Below are 14962 nucleotides of genomic sequence, written 5' to 3'. Positions count from 1 at the left end.
TTTAAATAGTGTCTCTTTACTGTCGTCCAGTTAAAGAGTTATATAACTAATAACTTAGCAATGTGCTTATTGTTATTAGCGAGCTGACTATCATATCATGTTGATTATGTTTGTCAAGCTTTTTTATAATTTGTTTCAGTAAGTTAAGAGGCTGATTTGACTAAGTTATTTAGTCTGTATCTCGCCCTGTCGCTTAATGAGGTGCGTATTATAGACGGTTTGTTTTGAAAGTCAAGAAGTATTTTTATTTAATTTGAAGTTTTTATCTTAAAAGATTTAAACTTCTTATCAAACTTGCTAGCTGCTAACCTAACCGTTAATTGCTTAACTTGCTAAGTATCAGTGCCGCTTCTCGTTCCGATAGGGGCGTATTATACGCAGTTTAGTTTGGCCGTCAAGCTTAAATTTGGGTTTATTTTAAATAAATTTTAGATACCCGGTTTACTGCTTATTTATCAGTGTTTTAAGGGTAACTTACCCTCAGTATTGGCATTCAATGATGGATTACGCTGCATCAACCACACCCTACTCGCTTCCCTTCTATATGAGTTATAGCTTACCCATCTTTTCAAAGAAGGCTTTATAAGCAGCTACCTTTTTATCTAGTGCTAGTGGATAAGCGCGCGACGTAGAAGGCAGTCTATATAGAGTCAACTCTGGTGCTTGTGCTTTGGTGCTTTGATTATGCCATTGGTACGGATAGTCGATACTTTGATTGGTCTTGGGCTGTTTTGACTTAATAGGCGGATTATTTAATAAATTCAGCAGCACCTCAGTTGCCTTACCCCCTGTGGTAAATAGGGCTTCTAACTTAGGAACCTTCGGCAAAATAGTATCTAAATCCACTGGGGTCACGACCGTTAAATTCTTATCAGACGCATTTCCGGTCTCACGAATGGCCTGTCTGACCGTGGGACATAGAGCGATGCCGCGCTCAAACAAAAAGTCGCGGATACGCTTAGGGTCAAAGTGCTTTTCGTCCCCGACTCTAAAGTAGTTCACATCATCGAAGAACGCGCCGCCATAGATACGCCACATATCATTATAGAAGTTCGGATAATGAAACTGCATTGCCCATTTATCAGAGGTTGGCGGAAAGGTACCCATCATCATTAGTGTAGCGTTCGGTGGCAGGACGGGTTCAAAAGGGTGAGTTTCTATTTCGGTAGTAGTTGCTTCCATCCTTATGTTCTCCTTCGCATCAATCGTATTTGTAAATTTATTATCACTGCTTTTAGTCTTATAAGTTTTATTGGTCATAACATTCTTCATTAGAAAAGCAGTTTTTTTGTTATCATAGCATACGATTAAAATTCGAAATCGAAACCTAAAATAGATATGAAGGCTGATAGCCAAACTTGATAGATAAGAGAGACTTTATGAGCGAGCTAAATAACGACTTAAGCATTACCGTCATCGATCATCCATTAATACGTCATAAGCTAAGCCTTATGCGCGAAAAAGACTGTAGTACTTATAAGTTTCGCACTTTGACCAAAGAGCTTGCCCGCCTTATGGCTTATGAGGCAAGCCACGACTTTGAGATTGAGACCTTTCCGATGGCAGGATGGTGTGGCGAGATAGAAGGCGAGCAAATCGTTGGTAAGACAGCGACAGTGGTACCTATTTTGCGTGCAGGATTAGGTATGCTCGATGGTGTACTCGACCTGATTCCAACCGCTAAAATCTCGGTCGTCGGTCTACAACGTGACGAAGAGACTCTGCAGCCTGTGCCTTTCTTTGAGAAGTTCGTCAGCCACATGGACAAACGCCCTGCCCTTATCGTTGACCCAATGCTGGCAACGGGCGGCTCGATGGTGGCGACCATTGATATGCTTAAAAAGCACGGCTGCAAAAACATCAAGGCTTTGGTTTTGGTCGCCGCGCCTGAAGGTGTGCGCTTGGTCAATGACGCGCATCCTGATGTGCAGATCTTCACCGCTGCTCTCGATAGCCATTTAGATGAGCATGGTTATATCATCCCGGGGCTTGGTGATGCTGGCGACAAGATATTTGGCAGACAATAATTTTAGTAAACGGTAGTTTTGGTAGATAGTCGTATCGCTGATGACTCGTTATAACACGCGCTTTAGGCTATCAAGAATAGGTAGAGGATAGATCATGAATGTATTAATCACTGGAGCGAGTGCTGGATTCGGTAAAGCGCTGGCGGAGAAGTTAGTAGCGCAAGGCCACCGCGTGATTGGCTGTGCTCGGCGCCTGGATAAACTAAACGAGATGGCAGAGACTTTAGGTGAGCTGTTTTTGCCAGTCGTTATGGATGTCAGCGATACCCAGTCTATTGCTCCAATTATCGCTGATCTGCCAAAAGACTTTAGCCAAATCGATGTCTTGGTGAATAATGCAGGGTTGGCATTAGGTACTGAGCCTGCGCAAAATGCCAAGTTCGATGACTGGATGCAAATGGTCGATACCAATGTCAAAGGCTTAATGGCGCTGACTCATGCCATCTTGCCGACTATGGTGGCGCGCAACAGTGGTTATATCATCAATGTCGGCTCTATTGCCGGCAGTTGGCCTTATTATGGTGGCAATGTATACGGCGCGACCAAAGCGTTTGTAAAGCAGTTTAGTCTCAATTTGCGTGCGGATCTACTTGGTACGCAAGTGCGCGTCACTAACCTTGAGCCAGGTAATGTGGCGGGTACGGAGTTTTCAAATGTGCGTTATCACGGCGATGACGAAAAAGCAGCAAAGGTCTATGACGGCTTTAAAACCATGAGCGGTGAAGATATCGGCGATATCTTACTGTGGTTGATTGAGTCTCCTACGCATATTAACGTCAATCGCTTAGAAGTCATGCCAGTAGCACAGACCTATAATGGTTTGACGATTGCTAAAGACTGACTATAAAAGACTAACTATAAAAAGTAAGCCTGCAAGCTCAAGCGATGTCTAAATAGCCGTAATTATTGTAGTTAGCGTAATTCATAATAACGAAGCAATATAGTCTCGGCTATATTGCTTTTTTTTATCTCGCTTGTCTCGATTACCTCTTCATTCACCAAGCGCAAATCTCTAAAATCCAGTATGAGCACTTCATTACGGGTGCGCTCGCTGGTACGCTTATTATGGCGTATCGGAAAGCCCATAACTTGCTTGCCTGCTATAGTTAGCTGATTGATAATAAGGGACGGATGGCTTGCTCGCCCTGATTGTAGCGAGTGTTGATTGAGCTTTTCTGCGGCGGCAAGCGCCGTAGCAGGATTAACTGTGGTGGTAAACAGCCTCTCTTGTCTTACGCTTTTTGGCATCTCGCCTGCAAAAAATAAGGTTTGATGAAGGGGCAGATATTGAGCATGGCGCGTCAGCTCGTTACGAAATAGCGCGGGCATATCCATATTGAAGCTGTCTTCCGTCTGCTGATAGAAGGCGGCAAAACTGCGCTGAATATAGCGCCCAAAGACAGTTGCGTTAATCCACTCTTGATAGACAGGGTTGTTTAGCAGCAGCTTGGTGAAGTTTTCTGGTCTTATCTCAGCGCTCTGGGTCAGTATCGCCATCAAGAATTGCTGCGAATCTATAAAAGTCTGCTGCTCCCATACTAGCGGATAGAGGCTCATATCTAACGACGCTAAAGTCGCTCTACTCATACTTAGGCCTCCTTTTAAGAGTCAGGTTGTTATTTTTATTTATTATGATTGATAAATTAGCGCTGATGATTATTCGGTATTGCAAGCTCACTTTTATGCTATGGTCAATGAGCTGATTTTACTATAGCAGTCTTACTGCAAGTATATCGGGTCTGTTGAAGTCAGCAACCTCAATTATGGCTAATATGCGAGCGCACAGAATAGAACTCATGATAAAAAAATTACTCACACTGCCGATACCCGACCAGTATCAAGTGCAAACTACTCATATTACGATGACTGATGGCACGCGACTACCTATCTCTGTTATCGGACAAGGCGCGCCTGTGCTGATACTGCATGCCTACGGCATGGATGCACGTGAATTTTTGCCTTTTATCTTACCGCTTGCTAGCAAATACACTTTTTATTTGCCGCATTTGCGCGGCTTTGGACTGGCACAGCCCATCGGTCTTACGCAGTTTGATTTTGTGCGCCAATATGCCGATGACCTCCATGTCGTCATTGAGCAAATTTGTTTGGCACGCAACATAGACGCATTGCCCGTCGCCGCCATCTCGATGGGCGCGCAAGTGATGTGGTCTTATTTTGAAAGGTTTGGCGCAGCCAGAGTCAGCCGCTATCTCAATATCGATCAAAGCCCTGCCATTCATAATCAAGACGATTGGCAAGGCGGACTATTTGGCAGCCGCCAACAAAAGGTATTCGATATCTTTCGCGGTGTTATCGATATGAGTCTGCCATATGCCGATGCCCAAAGCTTTACTCACCTGCCCTTTACACTGAAACGGCACGCTACTGACGTCGAGCGCTTATTCTCATTATTGTCCGTCAATCGTACGCGCTCAAAAGCGTTTATACAAGCGATGACTTATAAGAACGATCCTAAGCTTGCGCTGTATGAGCATCGTCTTTGGAACCATAAAAGGCAATGCTTGCAAGCTTATCTAACCTTGCCTTATGACTTTCGCGGTGCGTTAGATAAAGTGACGATTCCGGTCGTCAATCTCATTGGCGGGCGCTCCAAGCTCTACGATCCAAAATGGCAGCATAAAGTGACGCAGATGTTGCCTAATGCTAGGGAGATTGTGTTGCCCAAAGCTGGTCATGCCATACCGCTAGATGAGCCTATCGGTTTTCACAAGGTGTTAAAGAGATTTTTTGAGAATGATTTATGAGTAGGAACCAAAAAGCGACTTATAAAGTCGCTTTTTTATGAGAAGTTGCCAAAACTTAAAGATTAACCCGTTAAGGCTTTAATAAGCTCGAAGCGTGGTATTTGCTTACCATCACGGGTAACCATTTCGGTAAACATCGTCAAAGGCCTAACCCAAACGCCATACTCGCCGTACAGACAACGATAAACGACTAGCGCCTCTTCGGTTTCGGAGTGCTGAGCCGTATGCAGGACTTGATAAAGATTGCCTTTGTAATGGCGATAAATGCCTTGGGGGATGGTTTCAAAATTATTATTTTTCATACTTAGCTAGCTTCTCTATTAACTTGATTTTATGCTCAAACCATTCATCTTTTGACATGCTATACATCACCGTGTCCGTGACCACACCATTTCGACGTACTCTAATACCGCGTATGATGCCATCTTTTTTGGCACCTATTCTTTCAATTGCCTGTTGCGATTGAGTATTTTCAATATCTGTACGCCATCCAACGGTTAGGTACTCTAAAGTTTCAAAAGCATGAGTTAATAGCATGAGCTTACAGGTTGTGTTGATATGACTACGCCAGTACGATTTGGCATACCATGTATAACCAACCTCTAAACGCTTTGCTTGAGATAAGATGTCATGGTAACTTGTACTTCCGATAGCTTTTCCTGTCCTTTCGTCTATCACTACAAAAGCCACTCTATCTGTCATATTTGTGGCTTTATTAATATAGTCAGCCACTGTTGTCGGCGTAGGTACAGATGTGGTTGTTTTTTTCCAAAGTTCACCATCTTGGCAAGCCGCCATTAACTCATTGGTATGACTTAGCGTTAACGGCTCAAGAGTAACACCGTTATGTGACAGGGTTGGTTGATTTAGCATGTGTTACTCTCATTAAAAAATATTTTATTTCATATGCCGTTTGATAAGTTTGCCTTGGTATTTAATAATCAAATACTTTGAGAGCTTAGCCCACCGTTACTCTAGCATAGCCCTTTTTGCCCGCCTGAATAACGACGCTCTGGCCTGAGGTTAAACTAAATCCGCCATCGACCACTTCACCATCGACTTTTACCGCACCGCGTTTGACCATATCTTTAGCCGCTGAGTTGTTTTTGGCAAGTTCAGCTTGGTTTAAGATTTGCGTGATAAATAGCGCGTCCGCTCCTTCTAAGTTTAATACTACCTCTGGCAAATCGACTGGCAGCTCACCATCTGCTAAGACGTTACCGGCAGACTTGTGCGCATTAGCTGCAGCATCAGCATCATGGAAGCGCTCGATTAACTCTTCAGCGAGGATACGCTTGATCTCTTGTGGATTGCGACCGTTTTCCATCTCGTTCATCAAGCCTTCGACTTCATCCATCGGCTTAAAGCTTAAAAACTCAAAATAACGGCGAATCAAGGTATCTGGCATCGATAGCAGTTTTTGGTACATGGTGCCCGGCGCATCATAAATGCCCACATAATTGCCAAGTGACTTCGACATTTTATTAACGCCATCTAGGCCTTCTAAGATTGGCACGGTGATACACACTTGCGGCTCTTGCCCATAACGGCCTTGCAAAGTGCGGCCCATCAAGATATTAAAGGTCTGATCGGTACCTCCCAGCTCGACATCGGCTTCAAGGGCGATAGAGTCGTAGCCTTGCACTAACGGATAGAGAAACTCATGGATGGCAATTGGCGTTTGTGCCGCGTAGCGTTTGGAGAAGTCATCACGCTCAAGCATGCGCGAGACCGTCAGCTGGCTTGAGAGCTGAATCATATCGCCTGCTGACATATCCTTGAACCATTCGGAATTAAAGACGATACGAGTTTTTTCTTTATCCAAAATCTTAAACACTTGCTCAGCGTAAGTCTGCGCGTTGACTTTGATTTGCTCATCGGTCAACGGCGGACGCGTGCTGTTCTTACCCGAAGGGTCGCCAATCTTGGCCGTATAATCACCAATAAGAAAATAAATCTCATGACCTAAGTCTTGAAAATGCTTGAGCTTATTGATGAGTACCGTATGGCCTAAATGCAGATCCGGTGCGGTAGGATCAAAACCGGCCTTAATACGTAGCGGGCGGTTCAGTTTAAGCTTAGCGACTAAATCCTCTTCGGATAAAATTTCTTGAGTACCGCGCTGAATCAGGGCCAGTTGTTCTTCTAAATTGTAGGACTGCTCTGTCATGTTGCTCTCTTGTTTATCTTTATTAAATGATGAATTCCTCAAGGGCTTTTAGAATCTTGAAGGCCTATAAAAAGTGTTAGAATTTGAGAGATATATTAGCTTTTTTTAAGGGAAATTGCCATGAGTAACGCCGCACCTACTATAAATACAAATAATAATGACGCTGAGCCGACTACTAACGATTATGACAACCTAGACTACACCGCTCTCACTGATGCCCTAGAACAAACGGTGTTTGAGAATTTCGATGACGGCTTATATATCGGTATGATGTCAGGGACGAGCTTAGATGGTATGGATGCAGTGCTGTGTCAGTTTGCAAGTGATAGTGAGAACACACAGCAACCGCTGCAGCTCATCACAAGCCATAGCCAAAACTTTCCAGCGCGTCTGCGTGAGGTATTACTGGCTCTGTGTCAGCCAAACGGTACCGCTGCTTTGACCCCTAACTTCGATGAGCCCAATGATTTGGTAAGTGAGCTGGACTGGTTCGGTTGGGCCAGTCGTGAGTACAGTGAGTTTGCTAGCGAAGTGGTCAATACGTTACTACAGCAAGCCGATACTGATAGCGAGTCGGTGCTGGCGATCGGCTGTCATGGACAAACCGTACGTCATCGTCCACAAATGGCGGTCACCTTACAACTGCTCGATGCCAATATCATCGCTGAGCGCACCGCTATCAGTGTGGTCAGTGATTTTCGGCGCCGCGATATGGCAGTTGGCGGTCAAGGCGCGCCTTTAGTGCCAGCCTTTCACAAGGCTTTATTTTCTGACTCCGCTAGCACTCGTATCTTACTGAATTTGGGCGGTATTGCGAATATTACTGTGCTGCCAGCTAATGATGATCCGGTCATAGGCTATGACACCGGCCCTGCCAATCTGTTGTTAGACGCTTGGGCCAAACAGCATATCGATAAAGACTATGATCAAGATGGGGCATGGGCGCAGTCAGGACAAGTGATCGAACCACTGCTTAATCAACTCTTAGAGCATCCATTCTTTGCCCAGCCTCACCCTAAAAGTACCGGACGCGAGGACTTTAATTTATCTTGGTTAAAGTCTGAGCTACAAGCCTTTGATAAAACGGCGACCGATACACGCTATTCATCTGCTGACGTACAAGCGACACTGACCGAGCTGACCGCTATCAGTGCTTGCGATCAGATCAATCAGTTTATTAGTAATCAAAAACAAAGCAGCGTTTATGTATGCGGAGGCGGCGCGCTCAACCGCTATTTAATGACGCGTCTGCAAGCGCATCTTCCGCACTGGGCGGTGACTACTACCACTGAATTAGGACTGCAGCCGACTTGGGTAGAGTCAGTCGCTTTTGCTTGGCTGGCGCGGCAGACCTTGATGGGCGAGACTGGTAATCTGCCGGCAGTCACAGGCGCGCGTAAAGGCGTGGTACTCGGTCAAGTTTGTTTTGCTTAAACTGTCATTAGCAGGCATCATGAGTTTACAAACGTACACTAATGTATATTATAATGACTGCTAAAATAATATCATTTTTGTATAGTCAGGATAGGATATAGCTATGAGCAAACAGCAGCAAAAATCGCGTCAAAAGCAGCCGCATTATGAGCGCTCCGATGAGATGCGTGTGGTAGTCACTGGCATGGGCGCTATTACCCCGCTAGGCTTGGACGTTGAAAGTACATGGACGCGCCTGCTGGCCGGCGAAAGCGGTATCACTCCTATTGAGCACTTCGATGCTAGCGACTATCGTACACAAATCGCCGGCACCGTCAAAGACTTCGATGCTAAGCAATTTATAAATGCCAAAGACGCGCGGCGCTATGATGAGTTTATTCATTACGGTATAGCAGCCTCGAGTATGGCGCTAAAAGACGCAGGGTTTATAGATGAGGTCAGTGCTGATGATAGTCCTGTAGCGCATGTCGATCCAGAGCGTTTTGGTATTATTCTAGGTTCAGGGATTGGCGGTATTCAAACCATTGAAAATAGCCGTGACACGTTACGTGATAAAGGCGCTAAAAAAGTCTCGCCTTTTATTATTCCAGGTTCTATCGTCAATATGGCGGCAGGCTTAGTGGCTATTAAGCACAACTTACAAGGCCCTAATCTAGCGACTGCCACCGCTTGTACCACCGCGACGCATGCTATCGGCTTAGCGGCACGTCTGATCGCTCATGGTGATGCTGATATCATGCTCGCAGGCGGTAGTGAAAAAGGCTCAAGCCCGCTAGGTATCTCAGGGTTTGGCGCTATGCATGCGCTCTCCACGCGTAATGAGGAGCCGACCCGTGCTTCACGTCCTTTCGACAAAGATCGCGATGGTTTTGTCTTAGGGGATGGCTCAGGTGTCATAGTATTAGAGAGTCTAGCTCATGCTAAAGCGCGCAGTGCGACTATCCTTGCAGAGCTAGTCGGCTTTGGGATGAGTGATGACGCCAGTCACATTACCGCACCGCCAGAGGATGGTCGCGGAGCGGCACGCGCGATGCAAAACGCGCTCAATGACGCAGGCATTGATGCCGCCAAAGTCGGTTATGTCAACGCCCATGGCACGAGTACGCCGGCAGGTGATGTCGCTGAATCTTTGGCGATTGAGTCGGTATTTTCAGCAGTAAAAGACAGCATCCTTGTCAGCTCGACTAAGTCTATGACTGGGCATCTGCTAGGCGCGGCAGGCGGTATCGAAGCGATATTTACGGTGCTTAGCTTGCATCATCAAGAGGTTCCGCCAACGATCAATCTAGATAATGTCGAAGACAACTGCAATCTAGACTATGTGGCAAATCAATCGCGTGATGTGCCTGAGCTTAACTATGCGGTATCCAATAGCTTCGGCTTTGGCGGTACCAATGGCTCGCTTATTTTTGCCCGTTGGTCTTAGAGCAAACACCTTATCTTCATAAGCTAAATTGATTAGCGTAAGGTTTATAATTGTTTTGCTACGTTTGTCCTCTTGCAGCCCCTTATTATACTTGCGTATGATAAGGGGTAATTTTTAGCAGTTTATGGAAGCCATTATGTCGAGCTATTCTTTTTCTCATGAATTCTATCAGCATTGGACAGGAGCTCCTCAGCCAGTACGCGCCGCTATTGTACAAGAACTAAAAGACATCACTGCGCTATTACGAGCAGACACCTCGTTTGAGCAGTTTGTCTTTAGTAATCATGATCTCGATGCTCATCTTGATGACTTATACGGTGCACACGAGAAGCAGCAAGCGGCGGCAAAAGCACTTGCTGACGAACAAGCAGCACTGCGAGCTGAGGCGGAGCAGCAACGTTTAGAAGAAGAGCGCTTAGAGGCAGAACGTATAGAGGCCGAGCGCTTAGCTCGAGTCAGAGCGCAGGCTGAAAAACAAGCGGCAGAAGAAAAAGCGCAAGCCGACGCAGAAAATGAACAGCGACAACAGCAGCAAAACATTCAGCAAAAAGACAATCAAGAGCCAAGCGCTAGTGAAGAAAAACTAAGCTCATATACTCTTCATGCACATACCTCTCATAACCGCGAAGCCAATGCTGCAACTGCCACTTTAAAAGAAACTGATCCTAAGTCCAGTGCTGATAAAAAAGAGACGAGTGCTCACGATGAGCAGCTGATTAATGCAGTCGATGATAAAGTGTCTCATGCGGCGTCTTCCATCGATCTATCGTTAAAAAATACGACACTTAGCGCAGCTGAGCAACAAATGATTCATGAGTTAGAAGTTCATATCGATGACTATTTAACCGAACAGATGATGCAGCTGTCCGAAACGTTAAAGTCTTGGCTACGCGCGGAGGTCACGCGTCAGTTAAGCGAGAAGCAATAAGCCGCTTATAATAATAAAGCCAAAAAATAAGCTCAAAAAAGCGCTCAAGCCTGAACTGGCCGAGCGCTTTTTTATGTCTGATAGGTCAGAATCTAGAATGACTGACCATCAATACAGCTTTTTTAGATAGCTTGCGTACGCTTAGTGAGCCACTCAAGCGCTGCTCCCTCGACGCGGGTATTTAGCTCAGCATAGACTTGGCTGTGATAGTCATTTAACCAATCAATCTCTACCTGATCTAAAAGCGACTTCTCAATAAGACGAGTATCGATAGGACAGTAAGTCACCGTTTCAAAATTTAGAAAGTCACCAAATTCTGTCTCATTAGGGTTCGCCACGGCTTTATTGATAACTAAGTTTTCGATACGGATACCCCACTTACCTTCACGGTAGAGTCCCGGCTCATTGCTTGAGATCATATTTACTTTCATCGCGCGCTCTTTTGGCGTGCTGGCACTATAAGCGATCACTTGCGGGCCTTCATGGACGTTCAAGAAGTAACCGACGCCGTGGCCAGTACCATGACCATAGTCCATCTGCGCTTGCCACAGCGGCGCTCGGCAAATCGCATCAATAAGCGGCGAAGCGATACCGTCGGGGAAGTGCGCGCGCGCCAGTGCAATGTGCGCTTTGAGTACCGTAGTGAAGTCGCGCTTATGCTCGTCTGTGACTTGGCCAATACCGACAACGCGAGTAATGTCAGTCGTACCGTTTTGGTACTGAGCGCCCGAATCAATCAGTAGTAAGCCGCCCTCGCCCTCATTGACATCTAGATAGCTAAACTTCTCTGGCGTCGCGCGGTAATGCGGCAAAGCGCCGTTGTCATTGAAGCCAGCAATGGTCGGAAAACTCGGAGAAACATAATGCGGCTGCTGACTACGTGCGTCGATCAGCATACTATCGACATCCAGCTCGCTTAAACGCTCACCGCTTGCCAAGCGCTCCTCGAACGCACTAAAAAACTCACACAGTGCTGCGCCATCTTGACGCATGGCTTCGCGAACATGATCCACGTCGGCATCTGACTTGACGGACTTCAGTAAAGTGCTCGGCGCTATCTGCTCAATAAAACCAACGCCATCGACCATCTGCGATAACGTGCCAACAGCGACTTTGTTAGGGTCTAGTAGCAGTAAGTCATCGACTGTCAGCTCGCTAAGCGCTTGTTGCACCGCGTCATAATCAGCAAGCGTGATACCACTGTCTTTGAGCTCTTTTTCAATACCGCTACTGACTTTTTGCTTATCGACAAACAATGTTGCCTCGTTTGCACTGATTAGCATATGCGATAAAAACACGGGGTTATAGTCGACATCAGAGCCGCGTAGGTTGGTCAACCAAGCAATATCATCTAAGCTTGAGAGCAAGTGATGGGTTGCACCTACTTCCTGCATGCCTGAGCGTACAGCAGCCAACTTATCGGCGGCAGACTGCGACACAAACTGCTCGTCGTGCTCATATAGCTTCGCAGTTGGTAGTGCGGGACGATCTGCCCAAATGTCAGTCAACACATCACGATCCGTAATTAAGGTAATGTCGTGAGCTTCAAAAGCGTCTAATAGACGGTCTTGCTCAGCGATGGAGAGCACATTACCATCAATCGCTACGCTATCGCCTTCGCTCAAGTGCTCGCTCAACCAGTCAATGTGGTTGGGCTGCTTAGGCGCAAGCTTCTCTAGAGTAATCCCAGTATCGGCTAACTGATCAGCGGCGTGCACCCAATAACGGCTATCGGTCCATAGCCCCGCAAAGTCAGCGGTGACCACTAGCGTACCTACCGAACCGGTAAACCCTGAGAGCCACAGGCGAGCTTGCCAATACTCCGGTAGATACTCAGATAAATGCGGGTCCGCAGAAGGGACAATAATAGCGCTCAGGTCCTGCTTTACCAGCGCTTGGCGTAGGCTGTCGATACGGTCGTGAATAGCTTGTTTACTCATTGGGTGTTCCTTATATAGTTAGCTGAATGTAAAACTGTTATGGATTTAAACGCGCTACTGGTATAAATTTTACTTGCGTGCTGCGTTCCTTCGATGCTGCGCAACTTATGTTTTAAAAAGAGCATCCCAGTAGCGCTATGACATTTTTAGAGTGTATCGACTATATTATGTACTGATTGTTTTTAATTAAGTCGTTTTGATGAGTCAGTTTTGACTGATTTGTTCTTTTGAGCTAGCGATTATCAATAATCGTCTTATTTTATTAACGCTAATATAACTAGTTGTCGATATCAGTAGAGGTTTGGGCGTGTAGATGGTTTTCAATAGCTAAGCTGAGCTATCTTTTTATAAAAGAGAAAACGTGCCACCTAAGGTAACACGTTTTGACTGATGCTCTTTTGAGTAGCGACTGACTGATTATCAGCGCTGCTTATGAGTACGACGCGTCACGGCCATTAAACTTTGGCATCCGCCTGCTCGCTCTTTTTGAGCATAGTGTTGATCGGTTTGGCTAATAGCAACAAAATCACTGCTGTTACTACCAAGAAGATAGTCATCGTGGTAAATAGACCGGGCAACCCTTCGATCTTGTCTGCCGACACATATCCACCAAAGAATGCAGCAACCAAGTTACCCATCGCTAAAGAGGCAAAGAATAACCCCATCATCTGCCCTTGCATCCCTTTTGGAGCCAGCTTAGTCATAGAAGATAAACCGACAGGACTCAGCGCTAATTCGCCAAGCGTCAATAATAAAAGACTACCGACTAACCATAAAGGCGAAGCCAAGCCGCCCTCATTGGTTAAAATACTCTTAGACGCTAGAATCATCAGCCCAAATCCCGCTGCTGCTAAGAGCATACCAAGAGCGAACTTCACCATACTACTAGGCTCAACTCCTCTATTACCGAGCTTGACCCATATAATACTCACAATTGGCGCAAGTAATAATATAAACAGTGGGTTTAGCGATTGGAACCAAATGCTCGGAACTTGAAACCCTAATACATCCAAATCAGTATAGTTATCGGCAAACAAGTTAAAGGAGGTCGGCTGCTGCTCAAAGCTTGACCAAAACAGCGTTGAGCCGATAATCAGAATAAAACAAATCAGCAAACGCAGCTTATCGGTTTTATCAAACTTCGGTAAAACGAACAAGATAGCAAAATACCCTATCACCACAGCTGCGATGATATAGGTCATATAAGTCACTACCTGTTCAGGATTGAACGGCATAATCCCAGTAGCCACTAAGACAACCACAGCTGCGAGTAGGCCCAAAAACCCAAGCACCCAGCGACCTATGTTTTTGTGATTATCATTAACGCGCTCCCATTCAGGAGTGATGTTTTTGGCTTGTGCATAGTGGGTTAGTGTTTTTCGCGCTGAAAAACGATATATAAGTAGTGAGGCTAGCATGCCAAGGCCGCCGACCCCAAAACCGACATGCCACATGCCTTGCTCTTTGAACACGCCTACGATAAGCGCCGCGAGTAACGCACCGATATTGATACCCATGTAAAATATGGTAAAGCCACTATCACGGCGTACATCACCCTCAGGATATAGCGCGCCGACCATGACTGAGATACAAGTCTTGAATAGACCTGACCCTAAGACGATACAAATGAGACCGACAAAAAACAGGGTCATACCAAACATGGCGGACAAGGCAATAGACAGATGTCCTAGCGCAATAATGATACTACCCCACCACAGGGCACGCTCTTGTCCTAGCCAGTTATCTGCCAGCCAGCCGCCAGGAACGGCTGCCAAATACAATGACCCAGCAAAGATGCCATAGATAGCAGAAGCGGTCGTTTCATCGAAACCAAAACCGCCACTACCCACAGTGGCCACCATGAACAGGACTAAAAGTGGCCGAATACTATAATAAGAAAACCGCTCCCACATTTCAGTGAAGAATAGCGGACGTAAGGGTTTAGGATGTCCCATAAAGCCGTTTTCTAGCGCTTCCAGCTCAGCGTCACTTCCCTGGGTTTTTGATGTTTTGCTCATACTTCTATTCCTTCAAAAAGCACTCTATGTATGACGAAGTGATTATTAATGACGACTAATGGTCATATAAGCGCAATATTGTTTCACTTGTACAAATTCAAGTAAACAAGCCATTGCTCAATAATTACACAAATACCCACAAAAAAACCCTGCTCTCATCGAAGAACAGGGCATTATGCAAGCTTATATTTTAGTAGTAAGGCGTATTTTTGATAAGGCCGATAAGCAGTTGTACCGACACAGATCCACTCAGC

The 14962-nt window shown here is 45.7% G+C and carries 13 protein-coding genes; 6 read left to right on the top strand and 7 right to left on the bottom strand.

Annotation, left to right across the window (positions count from 1 at the left end; genetic code table 11):
- Positions 1–549: 549 nt before the first annotated feature.
- Positions 550–1182: a DNA glycosylase gene (locus tag I3248_RS07435; protein ID WP_238063154.1), complete on the bottom strand. Its 633-nt coding sequence runs from the start codon at positions 1180–1182 to the stop codon at positions 550–552.
- A 197-nt stretch (positions 1183–1379) separates the two neighbouring features.
- On the opposite strand from I3248_RS07435, the gene upp reads away from it, so the two are divergent.
- Positions 1380–2027 (top strand): uracil phosphoribosyltransferase, encoded by a 648-nt coding sequence (gene upp, locus I3248_RS07430; RefSeq protein ID WP_025645982.1) that lies wholly within the window; start codon positions 1380–1382, stop codon positions 2025–2027.
- A 94-nt stretch (positions 2028–2121) separates the two neighbouring features.
- Complete coding sequence (locus I3248_RS07425; protein ID WP_238063153.1) at positions 2122–2868, top strand: SDR family NAD(P)-dependent oxidoreductase; 747 nt, start codon at positions 2122–2124, stop codon at positions 2866–2868.
- A gap of 71 nt (positions 2869–2939) precedes the next feature.
- Here I3248_RS07425 and I3248_RS07420 read toward each other — a convergent pair whose 3' ends face one another.
- On the bottom strand, positions 2940–3614 hold the full coding sequence (locus I3248_RS07420) for a hypothetical protein (RefSeq protein ID WP_238063152.1): 675 nt from the start codon (positions 3612–3614) through the stop codon (positions 2940–2942).
- A gap of 209 nt (positions 3615–3823) precedes the next feature.
- Here I3248_RS07420 and I3248_RS07415 point away from each other — a divergent pair, with 209 nt between their 5' ends.
- Positions 3824–4792: an alpha/beta hydrolase gene (locus tag I3248_RS07415; protein ID WP_238063151.1), complete on the top strand. Its 969-nt coding sequence runs from the start codon at positions 3824–3826 to the stop codon at positions 4790–4792.
- Between the two features lie 62 nt (positions 4793–4854).
- Here I3248_RS07415 and I3248_RS07410 read toward each other — a convergent pair whose 3' ends face one another.
- From I3248_RS07410 to tyrS, 3 genes are all read right to left on the bottom strand, one after another.
- On the bottom strand, positions 4855–5094 hold the full coding sequence (locus I3248_RS07410) for a DUF1653 domain-containing protein (RefSeq protein ID WP_238063150.1): 240 nt from the start codon (positions 5092–5094) through the stop codon (positions 4855–4857).
- A complete protein-coding gene (locus tag I3248_RS07405) occupies positions 5084–5665 on the bottom strand; it encodes a GNAT family protein (protein ID WP_238063149.1) in 582 nt (193 codons plus the stop codon). The genes I3248_RS07410 and I3248_RS07405 overlap by 11 nt, the downstream gene beginning before the upstream one ends.
- 85 nt (positions 5666–5750) lie before the next feature.
- Positions 5751–6962, bottom strand: a complete 1212-nt coding sequence (gene tyrS / locus I3248_RS07400) for a tyrosine--tRNA ligase (RefSeq protein ID WP_238063148.1) — start codon at positions 6960–6962, stop codon at positions 5751–5753.
- 120 nt (positions 6963–7082) lie between these two features.
- Here tyrS and I3248_RS07395 point away from each other — a divergent pair, with 120 nt between their 5' ends.
- The 3 genes from I3248_RS07395 to I3248_RS07385 all read left to right on the top strand — a co-directional run bounded on the left by I3248_RS07395 (position 7083) and on the right by I3248_RS07385 (position 10750).
- Positions 7083–8396, top strand: coding sequence for an anhydro-N-acetylmuramic acid kinase (locus I3248_RS07395; protein ID WP_238063147.1), 1314 nt, complete (start codon positions 7083–7085; stop codon positions 8394–8396).
- Positions 8397–8499: 103 nt separating this feature from the next.
- Positions 8500–9822, top strand: a complete 1323-nt coding sequence (fabF, locus tag I3248_RS07390) for a beta-ketoacyl-ACP synthase II (protein ID WP_238063146.1) — start codon at positions 8500–8502, stop codon at positions 9820–9822.
- A 136-nt stretch (positions 9823–9958) separates the two neighbouring features.
- On the top strand, positions 9959–10750 hold the full coding sequence (locus I3248_RS07385) for a hypothetical protein (RefSeq protein ID WP_238063145.1): 792 nt from the start codon (positions 9959–9961) through the stop codon (positions 10748–10750).
- A 122-nt stretch (positions 10751–10872) separates the two neighbouring features.
- On the opposite strand, the gene I3248_RS07380 is transcribed toward I3248_RS07385, so the two are convergent.
- Positions 10873–12690: an aminopeptidase P family protein gene (locus I3248_RS07380; protein ID WP_238063144.1), complete on the bottom strand. Its 1818-nt coding sequence runs from the start codon at positions 12688–12690 to the stop codon at positions 10873–10875.
- 455 nt (positions 12691–13145) lie between these two features.
- Complete coding sequence (locus I3248_RS07375) at positions 13146–14708, bottom strand: peptide MFS transporter (protein WP_238063143.1); 1563 nt, start codon at positions 14706–14708, stop codon at positions 13146–13148.
- Positions 14709–14962 lie beyond the last annotated feature (254 nt).

The sequence above is a fragment of the Psychrobacter sp. Ps3 genome, assembly GCF_022129275.1.
In the GTDB taxonomy this organism is placed as follows: domain Bacteria; phylum Pseudomonadota; class Gammaproteobacteria; order Pseudomonadales; family Moraxellaceae; genus Psychrobacter; species Psychrobacter submarinus.
The sequence above is the reverse complement of the archived record's forward strand: the minus strand, read 5'-3'. Positions and strand labels throughout refer to the sequence as shown.